This window comes from Spirosoma sp. SC4-14 (genome assembly GCF_037201965.1).
Taxonomy (GTDB): Bacteria; Bacteroidota; Bacteroidia; order Cytophagales; family Spirosomataceae; genus Spirosoma.
In genome coordinates this window covers 463,215-485,993 of record NZ_CP147518.1, presented here as the reverse complement: position 1 = coordinate 485,993, position 22,779 = coordinate 463,215, and the positions used below count along the sequence as shown (strand labels likewise).

The 22,779-nt window shown below is 47.6% G+C and carries 17 protein-coding genes; 8 read left to right on the top strand and 9 right to left on the bottom strand.

All coding sequences use genetic code 11. The features are described from left to right. The first annotated feature begins 81 nt into the window (after positions 1–81). The 4 genes from WBJ53_RS02080 (at position 82) to WBJ53_RS02065 (ending at position 8,523) form a co-directional block, all read left to right on the top strand. Entirely contained in the window at positions 82–3,708 is a 3,627-nt protein-coding gene (locus tag WBJ53_RS02080) for a TonB-dependent receptor (RefSeq protein WP_338874386.1), read from the top strand. 21 nt (positions 3,709–3,729) lie between these two features. After that, positions 3,730–5,535 carry a RagB/SusD family nutrient uptake outer membrane protein gene (locus WBJ53_RS02075; protein WP_338874385.1) on the top strand — a complete coding sequence of 602 codons (1,806 nt, stop codon included), beginning with the start codon at positions 3,730–3,732 and terminating at the stop codon, positions 5,533–5,535. 72 nt (positions 5,536–5,607) lie between these two features. Then, on the top strand, positions 5,608–7,143 hold the full coding sequence (locus WBJ53_RS02070) for a VCBS repeat-containing protein (protein ID WP_338874384.1): 1,536 nt from the start codon (positions 5,608–5,610) through the stop codon (positions 7,141–7,143). Between the two features lie 135 nt (positions 7,144–7,278). Next, positions 7,279–8,523, top strand: coding sequence for an ATP-binding protein (locus WBJ53_RS02065; RefSeq protein ID WP_338874383.1), 1,245 nt, complete (start codon positions 7,279–7,281; stop codon positions 8,521–8,523). Between the two features lie 252 nt (positions 8,524–8,775). Here WBJ53_RS02065 and WBJ53_RS02060 read toward each other — a convergent pair whose 3' ends face one another. The 7 genes from WBJ53_RS02060 to lipB form a co-directional block, all read right to left on the bottom strand. Further along, complete coding sequence (locus WBJ53_RS02060) at positions 8,776–9,351, bottom strand: sugar O-acetyltransferase (RefSeq protein ID WP_338874382.1); 576 nt, start codon at positions 9,349–9,351, stop codon at positions 8,776–8,778. Between the two features lie 68 nt (positions 9,352–9,419). Next, positions 9,420–10,463 carry an NAD(P)-dependent alcohol dehydrogenase gene (locus tag WBJ53_RS02055; protein ID WP_338874381.1) on the bottom strand — a complete coding sequence of 348 codons (1,044 nt, stop codon included), beginning with the start codon at positions 10,461–10,463 and terminating at the stop codon, positions 9,420–9,422. Positions 10,464–10,554: 91 nt separating this feature from the next. Further along, positions 10,555–11,433 (bottom strand): helix-turn-helix domain-containing protein, encoded by an 879-nt coding sequence (locus tag WBJ53_RS02050; protein WP_338874380.1) that lies wholly within the window; start codon positions 11,431–11,433, stop codon positions 10,555–10,557. A 164-nt stretch (positions 11,434–11,597) separates the two neighbouring features. After that, complete coding sequence (gene rnr / locus WBJ53_RS02045) at positions 11,598–14,051, bottom strand: ribonuclease R (RefSeq protein ID WP_338874379.1); 2,454 nt, start codon at positions 14,049–14,051, stop codon at positions 11,598–11,600. A gap of 114 nt (positions 14,052–14,165) precedes the next feature. Further along, positions 14,166–14,903, bottom strand: a complete 738-nt coding sequence (locus tag WBJ53_RS02040) for a ribonuclease H-like domain-containing protein (protein ID WP_338874378.1) — start codon at positions 14,901–14,903, stop codon at positions 14,166–14,168. A gap of 125 nt (positions 14,904–15,028) precedes the next feature. Continuing rightward, entirely contained in the window at positions 15,029–15,433 is a 405-nt protein-coding gene (locus WBJ53_RS02035; protein ID WP_338874377.1) for a hypothetical protein, read from the bottom strand. Positions 15,434–15,483: 50 nt separating this feature from the next. After that, a complete protein-coding gene (lipB, locus tag WBJ53_RS02030) occupies positions 15,484–16,242 on the bottom strand; it encodes a lipoyl(octanoyl) transferase LipB (protein ID WP_338874376.1) in 759 nt (252 codons plus the stop codon). Between the two features lie 94 nt (positions 16,243–16,336). Here lipB and WBJ53_RS02025 point away from each other — a divergent pair, with 94 nt between their 5' ends. From WBJ53_RS02025 to WBJ53_RS02015, 3 genes are all read left to right on the top strand, one after another. After that, positions 16,337–16,690: a YraN family protein gene (locus WBJ53_RS02025; RefSeq protein ID WP_338874375.1), complete on the top strand. Its 354-nt coding sequence runs from the start codon at positions 16,337–16,339 to the stop codon at positions 16,688–16,690. 97 nt (positions 16,691–16,787) lie between these two features. Next, positions 16,788–18,251 carry a S41 family peptidase gene (locus tag WBJ53_RS02020; RefSeq protein ID WP_338874374.1) on the top strand — a complete coding sequence of 488 codons (1,464 nt, stop codon included), beginning with the start codon at positions 16,788–16,790 and terminating at the stop codon, positions 18,249–18,251. A 190-nt stretch (positions 18,252–18,441) separates the two neighbouring features. Beyond that, positions 18,442–19,914: a TonB-dependent receptor gene (locus WBJ53_RS02015; RefSeq protein ID WP_338874373.1), complete on the top strand. Its 1,473-nt coding sequence runs from the start codon at positions 18,442–18,444 to the stop codon at positions 19,912–19,914. Between the two features lie 286 nt (positions 19,915–20,200). Here the strand turns inward: WBJ53_RS02015 and WBJ53_RS02010 are convergent, their stop codons facing one another. Beyond that, positions 20,201–20,410 (bottom strand): hypothetical protein, encoded by a 210-nt coding sequence (locus tag WBJ53_RS02010; RefSeq protein ID WP_338874372.1) that lies wholly within the window; start codon positions 20,408–20,410, stop codon positions 20,201–20,203. A 448-nt stretch (positions 20,411–20,858) separates the two neighbouring features. Between WBJ53_RS02010 and WBJ53_RS02005 the strand changes: the two genes are divergently transcribed. Continuing rightward, entirely contained in the window at positions 20,859–21,950 is a 1,092-nt protein-coding gene (locus WBJ53_RS02005) for an amidohydrolase family protein (RefSeq protein WP_338874371.1), read from the top strand. Positions 21,951–21,955: 5 nt separating this feature from the next. On the opposite strand, the gene WBJ53_RS02000 is transcribed toward WBJ53_RS02005, so the two are convergent. Then, positions 21,956–22,357 (bottom strand): response regulator, encoded by a 402-nt coding sequence (locus WBJ53_RS02000; RefSeq protein WP_338874370.1) that lies wholly within the window; start codon positions 22,355–22,357, stop codon positions 21,956–21,958. Between the last annotated feature and the right edge of the window lie 422 nt (positions 22,358–22,779).

Here is a 22,779-nt window from a genome sequence, read left to right as displayed (position 1 = left end):
TAGCTCTCTTCGAAAAAAGCACCTGCCTGGCAGGGTAAGGGAATTTTATTGCCGATTTAAACCGACAACCAATCCAAAAGTATGACAATTCGAATACAAATGCAGCAAAGGCTGCTCAAAATTATGCGAATCAGTTTCTACCTGTTTTTCGTAGTAACGGCATTTGCTACGATAGCACAGGCGCATAACACATACGGTCAGGAATTACTTAATCGTCGATTGAGTCTTCAACTGTCGAATCTGACCATTGAACAGGCAATCAATCGCATCGGCAAAGAGGCCGATGTAAAGTTTATGTACAATCCCCGAATTTTCAGCCAGCAACGAATCGGGGCCGTAAATTTTACGAACGAAAAGCTCTCGACCATACTTGACCAGCTCCTGGAACCGGCATCGATCAGCTACGAAGTAGGCGGGAAAACCATTATTCTGAAACGCGTTACACTACAAAACCTGCCTGATGCGCGCCCAAACGCCGAAAAACCCGTTCCGCCCATTACGGTCACCGGCCGGGTTCTCGATGAAAAAGGTGACGGATTGCCAGGCGCTACTGTATTACTGAAAGGCTCAAACAACATCGGTACAGCTACTGATATCGACGGAAAGTTTTCGTTGAATGTACCCGATGGTAATGGTACGCTGGTTGTATCGTCCATCAGCTATACAACCCAGGAAGTAGCCATCAATAACCGCACAACGCTACCCGACATTCAACTGGCTCCCGATGTTAAATCACTCAGCGAGGTAGTTGTCGTTGGTTACGGAACGCAGCGCAAAAAAGACCTGACCGGTGCCGTGGCTGTTGTTAATGTAGCAGAGATGCAACAGCAACCTACGGCTCAAATCACGAACCAGTTGCAGGGACGGGCTTCGGGGGTTACGGTGTTGGGTTCAGGACAACCAGGCGAAGCACCGCAGGTTCGTATCCGGGGGCTGAACACGTTTGGCAACAACCAGCCACTGTACGTTGTCGATGGTGTACCCACGCAGAATATCAACGACATTAACCCGAACGACGTGGCGTCGATGCAGGTACTGAAAGATGCCGGTTCGGCCTCCATTTACGGTTCTCGTGCTGCCAATGGTGTTATCATCATTACAACCAAGCGCGGAACGGGTAAAGTTAAAGTGCAGTACGATGCCTATTATGGCGTCCAATTCCCGAAAGGCGGCAACCCCTGGGATCTGCTCAACCCGCAGGAAACGGCTCAGTTGAAGTTCAACGCCCTTCGAAATTCAAATCCGGGTGTAGCCATCAACGATCCGCTCTATGGAAGCGGCACCACGCCTGTTCTGCCCGATTATATTGCTCCGCAAGGTGCTAAAGAAGGCGACCCATCAGTAGATCCGTCGCTTTATAATGTAAATCCAAACTACACCAGCGCCGACCAGTATAACTCGTTCTATCGGATCACCCGTGCAAATAAAGCGGGCACCGACTGGTTCCACGAAATTTTCAAACCAGCACCTATTACCAGCCACAACCTGTCGGTTAGTGGTGGTGGTCCGCAGGGAAATTACCTTTTCTCGTTCAATTACTTCAATCAACAGGGTACGCTGATCAACACGTATCTGAAACGCTATACCATCCGTTCGAACAGCCAGTACAACATTCGTGAAAACATTCGCGTTGGCGAAAACCTGGCATTCTCGGTAACGGATAACCCACGTATTAATGCCCTACAGGAAGGTAGCGCTATTGGCTATGCCTTTCGCGAGCAGCCTATCATTCCGGTCTACGACATCATGGGCAACTACGCTGGTGGCTATGGCCAGGGCCTTGGCAACTCAAACAACCCCGTGGCCGTTCAGCAACGCACTGCCAATAACCGTGGCCTAAGCAATCGGCTGTTCGGTAATATGTATGCAGAGGTCGACTTCCTGAAAGACTTTACGGCCCGGACCAGCTTTGGGGGTGAATTGTTTATGGGCAATTTCCATTCGTTCACCTACCCAACCTACGAGAATCAGGAAAATACAACAACCAACTCCTATACCGAAAATACGTATAGTGGCTATAACTGGACCTGGACCAACACCGTTCAGTATCAGCACAACTTCAACAACACGCACGATCTGAAGGTGTTGGTAGGTACGGAAGCCTATCAGAACAATGGCCGCAACGTAGGCGGTACGACACAGGGTTATTTTTCCTTCGATCCGAACTATACCAACCTGTCGACAGGCTCCGCAACACCCACCAACTACAGCAACCGATATGCCGACGCCCTGTTCTCATTAATCGGACGGGTCGATTATAGCTTAAAGGATAAATACCTCTTAGGCGCAACCATTCGTCGCGACGGTTCATCTCGCTTCCTTAACTATCAGTATGGTTGGTTTCCGGCGGTGAGCGCAGGTTGGCGGATTTCGCAGGAAAACTTCATGAGTGGGCTAACCTGGCTAAATGATCTGAAAATTCGCGGGGGGTATGGCATTATGGGTAACCAGTTGAACGTAGATCCGGCCAACGCTTATACCACCTATGGTGGCGACCGCACTTCGTCGTATTACGCCATCACAGGCTCAAATTCATCCAATACCCTAGGTTTCCAACGGACCCGCATCGGTAACCCCGACGCCAAATGGGAAAAGAACATCAATGCCAATATTGGCTTTGATGCCAGCCTTTGGAAAGGCAAACTCGACCTCACCGTCGATTACTACCGCAAAGAAGTTCGCGACTTGCTCTATACACTCGAACTAGCCGGAACAGCCGGTTTAGGAACGGCTCCGGCAGTAAACGTAGCGCATATGCGCAACCAGGGGCTTGATCTGGCGGCTTCCAGTAGCTTTAATATTTCGAGCGACCTGAAACTGAACGCCACGCTGACCTTTACGACCTATAACAACAAAATTGTTTCGCTGGCCGACGGTATCGATTACTTCGATCAGGAAGGTCGCCGGTTCAACGGTAGCTACATTGTTCGTAATGCGGTGGGCCACTCCATTGGTCAGTTCTATGGCTACAAAGTGGCTGGTTTCTGGAATTCGCAGGAAGAAATTAATACCGCCAATGCACAGGCTCAGCAGTCGACGGGCAATGCCGGTGCTGTTTACCAAAGTGATGTGGCCGTTGGTCGTTTCCGCTATGCCGACCTCAATGGCGATGGTCAGATTACCGAAGCCGACCGCACTTTCCTGGGTAATCCGAACCCAAAATTCAGCTACGGTCTGAACCTGGGGGCGAACTACAAACAGTTCGATTTCTCAATTTTCTTCTACGGCACGCAGGGTAACGACATCTGGAACAACGTGCGGTGGTGGACCGATTTTAACGCCAACTTCCAGGGTGCCAAGAGCAAGACAGCTTTGTATGACTCATGGACTCCCGACAATCACAACGCCAAAGCGCCAATTCAGGAAACAGTTGGATCGTTTAGCTCGGCCAACGTACCGAACTCGTATTTCGTAGAGAACGGATCATACCTGCGGGCAAAAAATGCGCAACTGGGCTATACGCTGCCAGCCAATACGCTGAAGAAGCTAGGTATCGAGCGGCTACGCGTATACGTTCAGTCAGCTAACCTGTTCACAATCACTAAATACTCTGGCCTTGATCCTGAAATTGGCACAACAGCCAATACCAACAACAGCTCGGGTGGCAGTTTAAACCAGTCGTTCTCGAATACTACCTCATTTGGTATCGACGAAGGGGTTTATCCAAACCAGCGCCAGTTCCTGTTCGGTTTGAATGTGACGTTCTAATTTTTATTAACCCGATATACCATGAAAATACCACAATATATAGCGATTCTGGCAGTTACGGCCGTCGGATTGACGTTTGATGCTTGTCAGAGTAGTCTTGAAATTCCAGCTCAGGGCGCATTGAGCGATCAGGTGCTGGCCAACAAAAGTGGCATTGATGCCTTATTGACTGGAGCCTATGCCGCTTTGGATGGACAGTACAATAATGGTTCGGCTCTAAACCTCAGTGGTTCGGATGCCTGGCAAGCTTCGCCCAGCAACTGGACCTACGGCAGTATAGCTGGCGGAGAAGCCCACAAAGGCAGCGATGGTAGTGACCAACCCGCCATCGATGCTATTGCCAAATTTACGGCCGATGCCAGCAATGGTTTCTTTAACGGAAAATGGCGCACTGTTTATGAAGGCGTAAACCGTACAAACTCTACACTACGGGTATTGGCACAGGCAACCGATGTTACCGATGCCGAACGTGCTAATTTCGCAGCTCAGGCCCGTTTCCTACGCGCTCATTACTACTTTGAGTTGAAGAAAATGTGGAACAAAGTGCCCTGGATCGACGAAACCATCGAAACCTCGGTTGCCAACGCGCAACCGAATGCCGACGATATCTGGCCTAAAATTGAAGCCGATTTCCAATACGCAATGGATAATCTGCCAACAAGTCAGTCAGACGTAGGGCGGGCCAACAAATGGGCTGCGGCTTCTTATCTGGCCAAAACCTATCTGTATGAGCACAAATACACGGAAGCAAAAGCCCTGTTCGACCAGATCATTAGCCAGGGAGTTACCAGCAACGGGTTGAAATATGCGCTGGTGAGCAAATTTCATGACAATTTCGACGCGGCTACCGAAAACAATTCCGAATCGGTATTTGTGATCCAGATGGTAGCTAACGACGGTACGGGAACAATTGCCAATGCCAACCAGGGCGATATGCTGAATTTCCCTTATGGCAACAGCCCCTTCCGGTGCTGCGGTTTCTTCCAGCCTTCGCAGGATCTGGCCAACTCCTACCGTACCGATGCTACTGGTCTGCCTTATCTGGATGACTACAATAGCCACCCCGTTAAAAACGACCAGGGTGTTTCGTCGACGCAGCCATTTACACCCGATGCAGGCAACCTCGATCCACGTATCGACTGGACAATTGGCCGCCGGGGTATTCCCTATCTGGACTGGGGCAACCACCCCGGTGCCGACTGGATTCGGAGCCCAGGCCAAACCTATGCTGGCCCCTATTCGCCCAAGAAGAACATTTATATGCAGGCAACCCAGGATCAGTACGCCGATAACCACTCATGGGCACCCGGTACGGCCATTAACCTGAATCTGATTCGTTTTGCGGATGTGCTGCTTATGGCAGCCGAAGCTGAAGCACAACTGGGTAATCTGGAACAGGCACAGACCTATGTAAATATGGTACGCACACGTGCAGCTAATCCGGTAAATTTTGTTTATAAGTACCAGAACGATGCCGACCCGCTGGCGGGCTACACAACCACTACGGCCGCTAATTATACCATTTCACCTTATCCGGCCGGCAAATTTGCCAGCCTGGGTAAAGATGGTGCATTGAAGGCGATCTATTTCGAGCGGAAGCTGGAACTAGCCATGGAAGGTCATCGTTTCTTCGACCTTGTTCGCTGGGGCACTGCCGAAACAACCCTGAACAATTTCTTTAGCTACGAAAGTACGATCACAACCGATATTCGGGGTGGCCATTTCACGGCTGGCAAGAACGATTACTTCCCAATTCCACAACGACAGATTGACCTGAGTACGTCGAATGGCAAGTCATCGCTAACACAAAATCCAGGATATAATTAAAAAGTGAAAGGGCGAAAAAGGGTATTTGAGACCACTTTTTCGCCCTTTCACTTTTTCGCCCTTTCATTTCTCTTGCAAAAGCTTTTGTTTTTCATTCGATTCGGCGGACTTCTTGCCCTACTGAGCATCCTGTTCACTAGCTGTCAGTTGGGAGGTAACTCGTCAGAGACAAGTCAACTACCGGCTGCTTCGGAAGGCGAGCAACTGGCTCAGCAATATTGCGGCACCTGCCATTTGCCCGTGTTGCCCGAAGCGCTCGATAAAGAAACCTGGGCGAAGCGGGTTCTGCCAGCTATGGCACCTAAACTCGGTCTGGAAGTATGGCAAAAGACTCATTATTACCGACCACCGAATGCCAGCATCTCATTAGCCGACTGGAACAAGTTGGTTCAGTATTACGAAAAGCTGGCTCCTGAAAAACCGAAGAGGGCAGCTCCTCCGGCTCCGTTAGCAGCCGACTGGTCGATTTTTAAGTTACTAAAACCCACCGAAGATAAAACCGACATTGCTACTACAACCCTGGTTGCCTTCGATTCGGCCAGAGGCACCGTGTATTCCAGCAATGAAACAGATGCGGGGCTGTATCAATGGAGTTCGACTCTGAAACCTACCCACCTGCAAACCTTGCCTTCGCCCGGTGTTCAGATGATGTTCGCAAATGGAACGGTTGGTTCCGATAAAGCCATCATTACCTGCATCGGCACTATGCTGGCCGTTGATCAGCCAAGCGGTCAGGTTGTAAGACTGGACATAAACCAACCTAAAAATGCGCCTGTTCCACTAGCTAACCAACTTCCACGACCCATTCAGTCAGTACCGGGCGATTTTAACCACGATGGGCTAACCGACTGGCTTGTGTGCGGTTTCGGCCACAACAAAGGGGGGTTATACTGGCTAAAGCAACAACCCGACCACCAGTTTGAAACAATACTGATCAAAGAAATACCGGGTGCTACGCAGGTTATTCCGGGCGATTTCAATCAGGATGGCTGGCTCGATTTTATGGCGTTGTTTGCCCACGCCGACGAGGGGGTCTGGCTCTTTACAAACAATCGACAGGGTGGTTTTACGGATCGTAACCTGATCAAATTTCCGCCGGTATATGGCTCAACCAGCTTTCAGCTAGTCGATTTTAATAAAGATGGCCGACTCGATATTCTGTATACATGTGGCGACAACAGCGACTATTCGCGGATATTGAAACCGTTTCACGGCGTTTATATTTTCCTGAATCAGGGAAACAATCGTTACATACAACGCTATTTCTACCCCATCAATGGCTGCACAAAAGCCATTGCCACCGATTTCGACCAAGACGGCGATCTGGACATTGCTACGATTGCTTTTTTTGCCGATTTAAAAAATAATCCGGCCGAAACGTTCATTTATTTCGAACAGCAGAAGCCGTTACAATTTCTTCCGCACGCCGTTCCCGTCCACACCTATGGTCGCTGGTTGTGCATGGATGCCCGCGATTGGGACCACGATGGCGATGTAGATATTGTGCTGGGAAACTATGCGCGTGGCTTCCTGAACGAAGCAGGCTTTAGGCCAAACTGGAACAGCCATCTGCCGCTGATTGTGCTACAGAATCAGCAAAACCATTAATTGACAGAACTGGTACCAGCAATCGGTATCGTACCGGGCTTAGCTACTGCAACACGAAGTAAACAGTAACTTATCCCGGTGTTTAATAAGTATATAAACTGCAAATCAGTACCTTTGATAATCCAGCCTAAACCTATGGATTATACCGATACTGAATTGGCCAGCGACATTGAACGCGTTAGTCGAATTTCTATAGTTCCAACACTGCTCGACGTGATTTGTCAGACAACGGGCATGGGTTTTGCGGCTGTGGCCCGAGTTACCGAAAATCAGTGGATTACCTGCAGCGTACGCGATGATATCCAATTTGGGCTCGTTCCGGGAGGAGAACTAAAGATAGAAACAACTATTTGTAATGAAATTCGGGATTCGCTTCTACCCGTTGTTATCGACCATGTTCAGGAAAACGCCCTTTTCTGCAACCATCATACGCCCTTGATGTATGGATTTCAGAGTTACATCTCCTTTCCTATTGTTTTAAAAACAGGTGAATTTTTTGGTACGCTCTGTGCGATTGACCCTAAACCGGCACAGCTCGATAATGTCAGAATCAGGGGAATGTTCGTCGCATTTGCCGACTTGATTTCTTTTCATTTGCAGCAAATCGACTTACTTCAACAGAGCGATCATGCCGTTAAAAATTTAAGTCGGCAACTTACCCATTCAATTGATGAAAATCGGCAGTATCGCCATATTTCAAACCACAATCTTCAGGAACCGCTCCGAAAACTCCGACTCTTTAGCGGCATGTTGGTCGATGCCGTCCGGAAAAACAACACAGACCAAGCCGAAGAGTTAGCGTTGAAGATTGATGCGGGAGCGGAAAAATTTTCGCTAATGATTAAGGACCTATCCGACTTTTCCGTTCTGAATGAGGAAGTTACTTCGTTTGAAGCAACAGATCTGAATGACCTTGTTGCTTCAGTATGTGCTCAATTAAGTTCGCAGCTTAAACTCCGGACCGCAATGGTTAACGTTGGCAAGTTGCCGTCTTTATTGGCTATACCGCAGCAATTGGAACAGCTTTTTTATCACCTCATCCACAATGCCATTAAGTTTTCAAAAAAAGATGTTCCTCTGGTTTTGTCCATTTCCAGCCAGAACTTTATTCAACCTGAGTTGAGCAATCAGTTACAGTCTGGTCACGAAACTCGCTACATTGCGATTCAGATAGCCGATAATGGCGTTGGTATTGAAAAGTCCCAGCTTGAGAAAATTTTCGATTTATTTTCGCAATTACCCCACAATAAGATTCGAGAAGGTGAAGGTTTTGGCCTGGCCTATTGTCGAAAAATAATTCGCAATCACATGGGGCTTATCAAAATTCAATCGGAAGTGGGGCAGGGCACAACCGTTACTCTTATTCTGCCTGTTAGCTAAAAAGGCTTGTCGATGTGGACCGACAAGCCTTTTTACGCATCAACTAACCTGAGCCAGCCAACCCCCGAATTAGTTACGCCGGTCTGAATAACGAGTGCCTGACCGCCCTATTTCGTTAATTCGTCAGCTCAGGTTTCGCTATAGTCAAGACGCCGGGTATCCGACACTATACTACTTTCTTTAGCCGATACATCTCTGGCAGTAGCTTTACTTACTTGCTTTTTCGCCAGATATTTTAATCTGGAAATGCCTTTATAAAGCCTTAACCACTTTGGCCGGTACACCAGCAACGACCGTATTGGGGGGTACATCCCGGCTCACTACTGCACCGGCAGCTACAATGGCGTTTTCTCCAATTGTAACACCAGGCAGAATGGTAGCTCCTGCACCAATCCAGACATTCTGTTTGATCACAACCGGCCGGGGAATAACCGTTTTCCGGTCAGCCGGATCGAGTGGATGGTTTTCAGATGTAAGGTTAACTCGTGGCCCGATCTGCACATCGTCTTCAATTGTAATTCCGCCAATATCCAGAAACGAACAGGCATGATTGATGAAGACGTTTTTCCCCAGCGAAATAAACCGGCCAAAGTTGGTGTAAAACGGCGGGAAGATCGTCGTAGATTTATCAATCTGGTTTCCGATGATGTCGCTCAATCGTTCGCGCATCTGATCGACATCGGTTGCCATAGCGTTCATCTCAACACAGAGCCGAATTGTTCGAGAGACAACTTCACTGAACCTGGCATATTCGGGATCATCCTTGCGGAGCAGCTCACCGGCTTTCATCCGCTCGAAGATCGTATCGCTATCTGGTTGATTATTCATCAGATCGTTGCTGCCTCAATTACGTATCAGTGCCCTGCTTGTTTATCGAGCACGTTTTCGGCATCCTGTCATAAAGTTGCCATATCGATCACGAACCGGTACTTTACATCACCATTCACCATGCGATCATACGCCTGATGAATGCCCTTAATATCAATCATCTCGATGTCGGAAACGATACCGTTCTCGCCACAGAAGTCCAGCATTTCCTGCGTTTCGGCAATGCTGCCAATACCAGATCCTGCAATGCTTTTCCGGCCAATAATGAGACTAAACGCATGAAGGGCCGAAGGCGTTGGTGGAGCACCTACACAGATATGGGTACCATCTACTTTCAATAAAGCAAGATACTGCCCATAATCATGCTCGGCCGATACCGTATCCAGGATAAAATCGAACTGCCCTTTGGCTGCTTCCATCTGGGCAGGGTCTGTAGTCACTACAAAATGATGAGCACCCAACTTTTTAGCATCGGCTTCTTTCCGGGGCGATGTGCTCAGAACGGTTACTTCCGCGCCTAAGGCTACCCCAAATTTAACGCCCATATGGCCCAATCCACCTAACCCTAAAACAGCTAATTTGTGCCCCGCCCCTACCTTCCAGTGGCGCAAAGGTGAGTAAGTTGTAATGCCCGCGCAAAGCAGGGGCGCTGTGGCCGCCAGGTCTAAATTGGCTGGTATGTGCAGCACGAAATCTTCGTTGACGACAATCGTATTGGAGTACCCTCCATAGGTCGGCGTCTTCTTATCCTGCTCCAACCCATTATAGGTCTGACTATTGCCGTTCAGACAATACTGCTCCAGGCCATGCTGACAGGATTCACACACCCGGCACGAATCGACCATACACCCCGTACCCGCCAAATCGCCAATGTTGAATTTGGTAACGTGGCTCCCTACCGCAACCACTCGGCCTACGATTTCATGGCCCGGAACCATTGGGAAAATGGAACCTCCCCATTCATCTCGGATCTGATGTAGATCGGAATGGCAGACACCACAGTACATAATATCAAACTGAACATCGTGCGGCCCAACTTCACGACGTTGAAAATTCCAGGGAGCCAGATCTGTATCCTTAGTTTGGGCGGCATATCCTTTCGCTGCAATCATAACAAGCTGTATGGTTTTACTATTCAGAAAACAAAGTTACGGCAGAGGAAAGGCCCCGAGGTAAAAGTATTCAAACCAATACTTACACATTTCAAACCTCCATCAGACGAAAGCGCCGGGGGTTAGTACCCATAAACTTTTTAAAGAAGTTGTTGAAATAAGACGGATATTCAAAGCCTAAGGCATAGGCAATGTCAGCAATGTTCCAATCCGTATGATGGAGTAAGGCTCTGGCTTCGCTAAGGACTCGTTCGGCAATATGAGCCGTGGTAGATTTACCAGTCACCTGATTGACGGCCCGGTTTAAATAGTTGACATGAACATTCAGGCTTCTGGCATAATGCTGGGCTGTAGTCAATTGCAGAGGACGGTCAATGGTCTCAATTGGGAACTGCCGCTCCAACAGTTCGAGAAAAACGGAGGTAATCCGGGAAGCAGCATTCCTGTGGTGGTCAAAATTCTGAGAAGGCTCTAATTTGAGTGCTTCGTGAATGATGAGGTGTATGTAGTTGCGCATCAGATCGTCCTTGTAGGAATAAGTTGTCTGTTGCTCCTCAATCATTTTTTGGAAGATCGTATTTAAGAATTCCCGTTGCTGAGGGCTTATTGTAAATATGGGCGTGCCGCTAAGCCTGAATAAAGGCGAATTCTGCAAAATTTCCGAACGATCTGATAGCTTTAGAAAATCCTCGGAAAAAAGACAGGTGTAGCCCACATACGTGGTCGAAATCGTTTCCCAGGAATACGGAACGTGCGGATTACCAAAGAATAAAACCGTATCGTTATGCTCAAAACTTCGGTCGGCATAATGAATGATACTGTTGCCGGTGGTCAGGCAAATTTTATAAAAATCTTTCCGGCTGTAGATCCGGGTAGCATTACTGTCACCCTCTAACTGAAAAACATTAAAGCCTTTTAGCTTTAGCTCCTTGTCGAACTCCGAAACCGACCGTATATGCTCATTTGCCATAATCAAAGTTAAGGAATTCAAATCAACCCTCGTTCGCATATACCGTCAAGTCATAGAAATTTTCAACAACCTAACAAAGCACAGTTTATTTACTCAATCCTGAAAGATTGCCAATGAGCCAAATTCACCACAAAAAAACCCGGCAAAAACCGGGTTGTCTCGTATTATCTTCGGCCCCTGCCACCGCGCCGGTTTTCGCCTTTGGCAGCGGTGCCTTCTCTTCGTTTAGCGTGCTGACGAGATGCGGATTTTCCGACCGTGCCCCGGTCGCTTCCCCGACGGCCCGACCGATTTGTGGTTTTAGCGTCCTGGGCATGACCAGCTTTGTCGCTTACTAACAAGAAATCCATACTCCGACGAGCCAGATTTGTTTCCTTTAGCCGTACTTCAACCTGATCGCCAAAGGTGTACATTTTTTTATGGCGCTGGCCAATGATGCGGTAATTGTCTTTATCGAAATCATAGTAATCGTCGGTCAGATCCTGCATCCGTACCAATCCTTCGCAGTTGTTCTCACTGATTTCAACAAAAAAACCGAACTCCGTAACCCCCGAAATAACTCCTTCGAAGGTACGACCGGCTTCCATGCGGCTCATAAATTCCACCTGCTTGTACTTAATACTGGCCCGTTCGGCATCGGCAGCCATTTTTTCGCGGGCCGACGCGTGCTTGCACTGCTCCTCCAGCGGGTCGCGGTCAGCGGGTTTACCTTTGTCGAGGTAGTGCTGCAACAACCGATGGGCCATCATATCGGGATAGCGCCGAATGGGCGATGTAAAATGCGAATACCGCCGAAAAGCCAGTCCAAAATGGCCCAGATCTTCGGTACTATACCGCGCCTTCGACATGGTTCGAACAGCCAGTTGCTGCAACATATTGGCTTCTGGTTTGCCTTCGATGCTATCCATAAACCGGTTCATCGAGCGCGATAAATGGTCGTCGTCCAGTTTGAGCTTATAGCCCAACCGACCCGCAAAATCGGCAAACTGCTGCAATTTCTGGTCGTCGGGGCCTTCGTGTACCCGATAAACCATTGTATTTTCTTCGCCCCCTTTGTTGCGTCTGGACAGCGAATGCACAAACTCAGCGACCTGCTTATTAGCCAGCAGCATAAACTCTTCAATCAGCTTATTGGTATCCTGCCGAAGCTTCGGATAAACCGACAGAGGCACACCATTTTCGTCCAATTGAAATCGTACCTCAACCGTTTCGAAATTGATAGCACCGTGTTTGAACCGTTCGGTCCGTAGTTTGTGCGCCAGTTCGTTCAGAAGCTGAAGTTCGGCCAGAAAATCGCCTTTTTCAGTATTCAGAATATCCTGCGCTTCTTCGTAGGAAAACCGCCGGTCGGAATGGATCACCGTACGCCCAAACCATTCGTTAACAATTTTTGCATCGGGAGTTAGTTCAAAAACGGCCGAAAACGTCAGCTTGTCTTCGTTGGGCCGCAATGAGCACAAATTATTCGAGAGTTTTTCGGGCAGCATTGGCACAACGCGGTCTACCAGATAAACCGATGTAGCCCGTTTAAAGGCTTCTTCTTCCAGTTTCGATCCGGGTTTGACGTAGTGGGTCACATCGGCAATATGGACGCCAATTTCGTAATTACCATTGTCGAGTATCTGTACCGACAGGGCATCATCAAAGTCTTTAGCATCAATCGGGTCGATCGTAAACGTTATTGTCTCACGCATATCGCGCCGTTTGGCCAGATCCTTTTTCTGAATGGTAGCCGAAATAGCTTCAGCCTCCTGTTCTACATCTTTCGGGAAATCGATTGGCAAGCCAAACTCGGCCAGAATGGCGTGCATCTCAGTATTGTTCTGGCCAGCCACGCCCAGCACCGTAACCACTTCTCCTTCAAAGCGTTGTTTGCTGCTATGCGGCTCCGGGTATTTTGTTAGTCGAACAATGACCTTATCGCCATCATTGGCGGCTCCCAGTTTGTCTTTCGGGATGAAAATATCCTCGTAGAACTTTTTGTTATCGGGAATAACAAATCCGTAGGTAGGCCATACTTCGATACGTCCTACCAGTTCGATACGACCCCGCTCTACAATGCTGGCGACTTTGCCTTCAATTCGACGGCCACGGTTACGCGAATCGGTAAATCGCACTACCCGGACCCGGTCGCCGTCGACAGCTCCAGCCAGATCTTCGGTCGAGACCCAGATATCGTCGTCGCGGTCGGCTTTCGTACCAATGGGCGACTCAGGCACTACAAAAGCAAAGCGGGAATTGACATGATCGACAACACCTTCGATAAGGTTGGCATCTTCGTCGGCGCGATAGCTACCATCGGGCTGGCGAATCAGCGTTCCTTCGTCAAGAAGTTCGCCAATCAGCCCATGTACAATCAATTTCATTTTCCGGTCATAAACGTCGAAGTGGTCTAAAACCTGCTCCTGCGTAAATGATTGGTCATCATTAATCTGAAAAAACGCCATCAGGTCGTTTTTCAATTCATCTAAAAAGGATTCGGCCCGTCCTACATTGGCCTGACCATCAGCGCGTCCTTTAGTTGGTTTGTCCAGACCTTTCTCGCGTGGGCGAGCCGCGCTGGCTTTCCCGCTCGAAGGTCGGTTGTATTTATTTTGTTTTGGTTTTCCGTTTCTCATACTACTTGCTCAACTACAGGAGTGAGCTAAAATGTTTAAAAACACAGAGCAGACTCAGGATTTCACAGCATCAGGAGAAAAAGTGAGTTTCTCGTTTCTCTGTGTTTCTATCCGTCAGTCGCTCATAACAATATGCTCGTCGGCCACAAGCGGGGCGCCCACCATGCGCATATATACCTGCACGAGCATCACCATCGAATCGCGGGCATATTGTTCGATGCGCGGCCAGTCATGTTCTCGGTAATACATCTCGCTGGTACGATCGCCGGTCCATTCGAGCGGGCGAGCAGATATATTCAGCACAGCGGCCAGCAAATCGAGCGGAGCAAAATGCCGTTTATCGCCAAACTGCCACATTTCCAGGGTATCCTTATGCGGAATTTCCCAGGGTTTCTTGCCCGAAATCTGTAGAGCAGGCGGCAAAGGTAAGCCATTGACCATCAGTCGGCGCGACAGATAAGGGAAGTCAAACTCCTTCCCGTTATGGGCGCAAAGAGTCAATTCGCCGGGTGGATACCGATTAACGATGGTTAAAAACTCATTCAGAATAGCAGCCTCGTCATCGTTGCTGAGCAATTTAACTTTCAGATGTGGCTTATCATCTTCATCAAAAAATAAGCCACCCACGCCGATACAGATAATTTTTCCAAATTCGGCATAATAAGACGCCCGCCGGTCGTACCAGCCAGCGGCCGAAAGCTCTTCTTCACTCTTGAAAAAGCGGCTTTTCTCTTCCCATTGCCGTTGCAGGCGGGGTTCAACCGACAGTAGCGAAGGTTGGCCAGCTACTGTTTTCAGATCAATAAACAGGAAATTTTTTAATCGACGTTTCCAGGATACAGCTTGAGGCATTACTCACGAATTGTTTGTCATGCTGGCGAAGACTCTTCGGGACAGCAAAAAATTAATAGCCAGGGTACTAATCTACGGCTAAAGCCACCGGCTTTAGTCGTCTATCCCGATCAGCATGACAGCGCTTACTCGTGCAAAATTCCTTCCAGGCCCAGAGCAGGCACCGTCACCAGGTTTGCTTCGACAATGCTGTCGGGCACGAAGATAAACTTTTTGTCGAAAATCTGATTGCCAATAAAATAGCTTACCCAATACTCGTTGTTGAGGTGAAAAACATCGGGCATGATCGTCTCAACAACTTCATAGGCTCCGGGCTGAACCTCTACAAAAAAATGCCGCAGGGTTGATGTTTTCTGTTCCTGTTCATTTTTCTGCCCATAGCCTTTTGAGGTAACAAATACGGTTTTTATCGGAACATCGTTCTGGTTGATCAGAAACACCTGCCAGTCGTATCCACCAGCTTCGTTTTCTTTTCGGGCAATTACTATTTGTACGCCCTCAACGGGCAAAAAATTAATATCTTTTTTCATACATAAACTCCGACAAACACTCGAAACAAGAGACAAAATATACGCAAAGTCTACACGACTGGCAAACTCTCGCTCTGTCTCGCTGTTGCCTCCACTAATTTCATATCGAATAATGTAGCCAGATGCGTCTGCACCCGATTGGCTACATCTTTCAGAGCAACTTCGTGCCCCAACTCACTTGCCAGCGAGGTAACGGCTTTGTCGGAAATGCCGCAGGGAACAATATGCCCAAAATAACTCAAATTGGTAGTAACGTTCAGGGCAAACCCGTGCATGGTTACCCAACGGCTCGCTTTTACGCCCATTGCACAAATCTTGCGCGGATTATCCCCTCCGTCATAATCGAGCCAAACCCCGGTTAGCCCATCGATCCGGCCAGCACTTAGCCCATAGTCGGCCAGCGTCAGAATAATCGATTCTTCCAGCAGGCGCATGTATTTATGTATATCGGTAAAGAAATTATCCAGATCCAGAATTGGGTAGCCAACCAGTTGTCCTGGTCCATGGTAGGTAATATCACCACCGCGCCGAATCTTAAAGAACGACGCCCCCAATTCGCCAGCCAGTTTTTCTTCGTTAACCAGCAGGTTATCCTGGTGGCCACTCGTCCCAAGCGTATACACGTGCGGATGCTCGCAAAACAACAAATAGTTGGGCGTTAGTTGCTGGGCATGGGCCTCTACCGACCGATTCTGTAGCTTCCGATTGACGATATCGGCAAATAGCCGTTCCTGTTCATCCCAGGCTGTTTGATAATCAATCAGGCCTAATTCCCGAACCTCTACTTGTTTATTGATCCGACTATTCATTGCTTTACTAAAAACAGCGAAACCCTCTGCTCTACTGATAACAAGGAGCTGGGGGAGTTTCGTTCGATCCGTAACTGGCAAAACACGTTAACCAATGGCCCAACACAACGAAACTGGCAAACAGGGCGAAGCCGAAGCCGTTCGCTACCTACGCGAAAAAGGATTCGAAATTATGGCCCGCAACTATCGACATCAACATGCCGAAATTGACCTCGTTGCAAAAAAAGGGAAGTTGTTGATCTTTATAGAAGTCAAAACCCGCACAAACCTCAGCTACGGTAATCCCGAAGAGTTTGTTTCGTATACGAAAGCCCGACTGGTTATGAAAGCGGCCGAACATTACATTTTTGCCAACGACTGGCAACACGATATTCGCTTCGATATTGTTGCCGTTACAGTAACTGGCAACGAAATCCGCATTAAGCACCTTGAAGATGCTTTTTGTTAGCAACTACCCGCCATTGAACAATAGTTATTTCCTGCCAATCTTTTCGCTTATATTTCCGTTATACTAAAGCAATTACACTCTACGTCAACGGTTGTTTATGCTTAACCATTTTCTGCTACGCCCGGCGCTGTTTGTAGCCACTCTGAGCAGTTTCCTGCTGACTTCCTGCTGGAAGGATGTCAACCCAACAACAACGCTATTCAATACAAACAACCCCAACGGACTGGCTACCGACCGGGAAGTGAACAGTTGGATTTTAACCAACATGAAGTATTACTACCTCTGGAACGATAAAATTCCGGCCAATCCTGACACTAGCCTTACCCCCGACAAGTTTTTTCTATCGCTTCTGTATGACCGAAACAACACGGCAAACCCTAATCGCGACCGTTTTTCCTGGATTCAGCAAAGCGCCGACGAGCTGAAGGCATCGCTCAGCGGGCAATCGAAAACAACGGGGATGGAGTATCGACTGTATTATAAGGACAATACCAAAACCAATGTTATTGGATCGGTGCTGTATGTACTACCCGGATCGCCCGCAGCGGCCGCCGGATTTAAGCGGGGCGACATATTCACAACAGTCAATGGGCAGGCTCTTACAGGTACTAATTACGCCGAACTCCTGGCAAACGATGCGCTGACGTTTGGCATGGCAACTATAGCCAATGGCGCTCTTATCGATAGTGGTATAACCCGCCAGGTAACACCAGTTGTTTTTCAGGAAGATCCCGTATTGCTCGATACGACCTACTCAATAGGCGGTAAAACAATCGGTTATATTGTCTACAATCAGTTTATACCGGGTGTTTATCAGAATGGAGGCAGCAGCGACAAAACCTACGACAATAAACTCGACAATATTTTCGGCAAGTTTAAACAGCGTGGTGTTAACGAGCTGGTTCTCGATCTGCGCTACAATCCGGGCGGCTATGTCAGTTCCTCAACAACCCTGGCTAGTTTGATTGGTAAAAATATTAACGGTTCCAACGTATTTTACGCGCAGCAATGGAATAGCGCCGTAACTGCCGATTATAATAAGAAATACAATGCCGGTTGGAACACGCAGTATTTCCAGCTCAAAAGCAACAACATTGGTGGTAATCTCAGTCGGGTTTTCATCTTAACAACGGGCAGCACGGCATCGGCCAGCGAACTCGTCATTAATGGCCTTCAACCGTTCATGACCGTAACAACGATTGGCACAACAACCGTTGGAAAAAACGTTGGCTCCATTACTATCTCAGACCAGACTGGCTATATAAAATGGGGAATGCAACCGCTCACATTCCGCTCAACCAATGCGCAGGGTTTCGGCGATTATGCAACAGGTTTTACTCCTTCGGTTGAGGTGAAGGAACCAGCCTATGGCATGAAAGCCCTGGGCGATCTGGCAGAACCGCTCCTGGGTGAAGCCATTTATCAGATTAGCGGTGTACGAACAACGGCCCGTCGGGGAGTAAGCCCAGATGACATTTTGCCCGAAGCAGCATCATCGCTCGATCAAAAAGCCGGAGGAAGCAATATGTTTCTGGAAAATTCCGCCAAATTACTTAAGTGACAACTATTCTGGCTTCAATCCAAAAGCCAGTGTAGTTGGCTTATTTTTTTATTTGCCTTACTAACTATTTGTGAAGCAAATAATTAAAATACAGTGAACCACAGGTCGATAATCGGCGTTTTTGGGTAGGAGGGGCATGGCTTTTGTACCTTTGTATCCGTAACTTTAGCATCAGCAAGCAGCTACCACCATGTACGAAAAAAATATAGGCACAAAACAAAAAGCATTACGAATCAATCTTGACCGCCGTATCTACGGCTCGTTCGCTGAGATTGGAGCCGGGCAGGAAACAGCAGCTATGTTTTTTAAGGCCGGTGGCTCATCGGGAACAATTGCCAAAACTATGTCGGCCTACGACATGACCTTCAGCGACTCGATCTATGGCGTCGAAGAAAGTGGCCGCTACGTTGTTGAGTCACGGCTGGTAAAGATGCTCAGCAAAGAATATAGTCTGCTAGAGAAACGATTAGCTGAAAAACGTGGTCCTGACACCACGTTTTTTGCATTTGCGAATACGGTAGTAGCGCTTAACTATCAGAAAACGAACGACGCACATGGCTGGATTGGCTGCCGGTTTCAGCTTGCCCCCCAGGGAGGCTACAACGATGTAGTAATCCATGTCCGGATGCTCGACAATGAAAATGTACTCCAGCAGCAGGCATTGGGCGTTATTGGCGTGAACCTGATTTATGGTTGCTACTATTATGCCAAATCGCCCGAAACGCTGGTTTTGTCGCTGATGGACGATCTGGCCCCCGAACGCATCCAGATTGATATGATCCGGTTTAGAGGCCCGGATTTTGCGGAAGTCGATAACCGCCTGATGAGTCTGCACCTGGTAAAAAATGGCTTTACCGATGCAGCCTTGTTCGGTCCCGATGGCCAGGTATTGCAACCTTCCGAAGCGCTCTACAAAAAGCATATCCTGGTAATGCGTGGCCGGTTGCGCCCGGTTACGAACGTCCAGATGGATATGATCGAGAATGGCCTCAAGCAGTTTAAGGCTGAACCTGATGTTGATGAAAACCGGGTAGTTTCGATGGCGGAGTTAACGCTCCATAACCTGAAAGCAAACGATCAGGGAATTGACGAAAAGGATTTTCTGGACCGTGTCGATATTCTCTGCTCGATGGGCCAGACCGTAATGATTTCCAACTATCTGGAATACTATAAGCTGGTAGCGTATCTGGCCAAACTGACCCGTCTGAAAATTGGTCTGGTTATTGGCATTCCGAATCTGGAATATATTTTTGAAGAAGGGCATTACGAGTTTTTACCGGGTGGTATCCTCGAATCGTTTGCCACACTGTTTAGCCGGAAGGTGAAGCTGTTTGTTTACCCTACCCTGCGTAACGGCAAAATATATACCTGCAATGAATTCGAGCTTCCGCCCACGCTGGAACCGTTGTTTCACTATCTGTTCCGAAACGACAAGATCGAAGATATTCGCGACTACAACGAACAGAATCTGCATATCTCCACCGACCATGTACTGGAGATGATTCAGGCCGGCGAAGATGGCTGGGAACAGATGGTACCGGAGCGCGTAGCCCAACGAATCAAAGAAAACTGCCTGTTCGGCTATCCCTGCGAAATCGACTATGTTCCTATCGGGCAGCAGGTGCGCCAACAACAGGAAGAACAGATTGCCAAGGCCTCCTGAATAAGCCAGTCCCTGAAAAGAACCCGGCTTATTCAGGGACTGGCTTACCCATGATTATGCTGATGGTTAGCAGCCTGCGTGCGCATCTGTAAGGTCAATATAACGATTAAGCCTCCTAATAATATCGGAAAAAAACCAGTAAACCCTAATGAACTATTAAAATCAGCAGGACTACTCAATAAACTATAGGTCAGCACACCAGTTACCATCACATTAGCAAAATGAACTGCCACGCTGCCTAAATGAACGCCCGTTCTACCCCGCGCAGCAAGAAACGCATAACTGATTAGAGCAGGTTTGTTTTCTTTCGGAGAAAATGAATACCAGAGTAGGTATAGAGCAATAAGGTAACTGTTTTCGGAAGCAGCGCCAAAAAGTTTTGCTCATAAGTTAGAGCAACAAAATCAGAGAACAAATCGGCTAAGGCCGAAAAGTACCACGTGAGTCCGGTAAGGCTTCCTATAATAACGAGTCCAATAAGTATCGATTGACGCATACTTTATGTTACCTCCAATTACGAATCTACTGGTTCCTGAATCAACTTATCCTGGTTGTGACAACTGAGTGGCAACGAGGTTTAATCAGGAAAGATGAATATTCTGCAAAAATGAGGATTCCTCCCGCTTGCCCCAAATTTTACTACTCATAATTAACACTATTACGCAAAAGCGGCAAAGCCCGTATTTACTGCCAAATCAGTGAACAAAAGAGTAATAACCTATTCGCTAAGCTTTTATTTTTGGTTTAACTTTTAAGGCTATTAAATGACAGTTGCTGCTATCAGAGCCATCAAACAGGTAGTATTGGCTCTATTTTCGCTGACTATACTCTGTACAAATACAGTTCATGGCCAGACTTAGGCGTCTGTTCAATCGGATGATTTAGCGCTGGTAGGTGCTAAACTTTATCCCTCACCAACAGCTAAGCCGATTTCAGACGGTGTTGTGTTAATTCATCAGGGCAAAATTGCCGCAGTAGGCAACCGTAAGCAGGTTAAGATTCCTGAAGGCATCAAACAACTCGACTGTAGCGGCCTGGTAATGACAGCCGGATTCTGGAACTGCCATGTACACTTTATGGAGCCTCAATGGCAGCGCGCCGATAGCCTTCCAGCCTCCCGATTAAATCAGCAGTTGGAATCGATGCTAACTCAGTATGGATTTACCTACGCCTTTGATTTGGCTACTCTGGATTTGTCTAATCTACTCAGGCTTCGCCACCGAATCGAAACCGGCGAAGTGGACGGACCAACTATTTTTACGGCAGGCGTACCTTTTACGCCACAGGGCGGTAGCCCATTCTACATTGCCCCACTCAAGCTTCCTGAAATTGACAATCCCAGGCAGGCCAGTGATTATGTTAACAAACAACTGGCAGCCGGTGCCGATGCCATTAAACTATGGTCGGCCTCTCCCACCGGGCGGATGATTATTCCGATGAAGCCCGATGTAATAAAAGCAGCCGTTGTAGCTGCTCATGCACAAAATAAGCCTGTCTTTGCGCATCCAAGTAACAACGATGGTGTTTTAATTGCCATTGAGGGTGGAGTAGATATTCTTACGCATGTCTCACCCGACGATCGAAAAGGGTGGTCCGATGAAACAATTCGGCGTATGTTGATGGGAAAGATGGCACTAATTCCAACTCTGAAGCTTTATAAATGGGACCTGGAACGGCTAAAAATTCCAACAGAAAATAATTCGCTGATCACCACTGCCGTTCAACAGCTTGCCTCCTACGCCAACGCTGGAGGTCAAATTCTGTTTGGCACAGACACAGGCTTTATGCCCGACTACTCTCCTGCTGATGAGTATATATTAATGGAAGCCGCCGGAATGACTTTCCCGCAAATTCTGACCGCATTAACCACAGCTCCGGCTAAACGCTTCGGCACAGCCAATTATACTGGACAGATAACGACCGGTATGGATGCCGATTTGGTAGTACTTTCTGCCGACCCGGCCACCGACATAAAATCGCTCTCCAGTGTGGCCTACACAATTCGTAAGGGTAAAATTATTTATCGCCACCCGTAGCACGGTCAAAGCCGCCACTCAAGAATTAACTGACGAAACAGAGCCAGAATAGCATCTAAGGAAGGCGGTTTAGTTAAGAAGCCATTGGCTCCCAGTTGAACTGCTTTTTCTTTATCTTCTTTCCGGGTCGATGTCGTTAAGACCACTATAGGAATCTTCTGGTAATCGGGCTGCTGTCTGATCTGTTGCAGCGTTTCGAGTCCATTGAGCCGGGGCATATTCAAATCCAGTATGATTAGATCCGGCAACTCAGTAGTCTGCACCAGGGCAGGCAATAACTCCTCTCCGTCATCAAGTAATTTTACCTGAACAGGCGGAATAATCCGTTTAAAAGCCAGTTCGAATAAATATTGGTCGTCCTGATCATCATCAACAACCCAGACCCAGGGAGATTTCCCGACAGACATCAGCAATTAAAGTAATTAAGTAGTCGTGTAAGAGGATTTACCTGTAAGTAAGCTACAAACATACTCACAAAAATGACAAGTAAGTAGTACTTATCTAATGATATATTTCAACTAGCCTTACTTATTTTTCAATACTATATAGATGCCCCGTACGGCATTCTTAAAAGTAAATCAGGATAGTCGTTATTCATAAACCCGAGTTGGACTAAGCCCGGTCACTATGATTAAAGACCCATAATGACCGTTTAATAAAAGATCCTGACAGAGTTCGACCAAAACCCAAAAGTAACCTTTACAGAGTCAAATATAAATATATCAATAATTTACTCTTACAAAATAAAGCCTACTATAGATTAGCAAAACACATACATACGAGATCAAAATATATAACATTTCTCCAAATAATAAATTAAAATCAACCT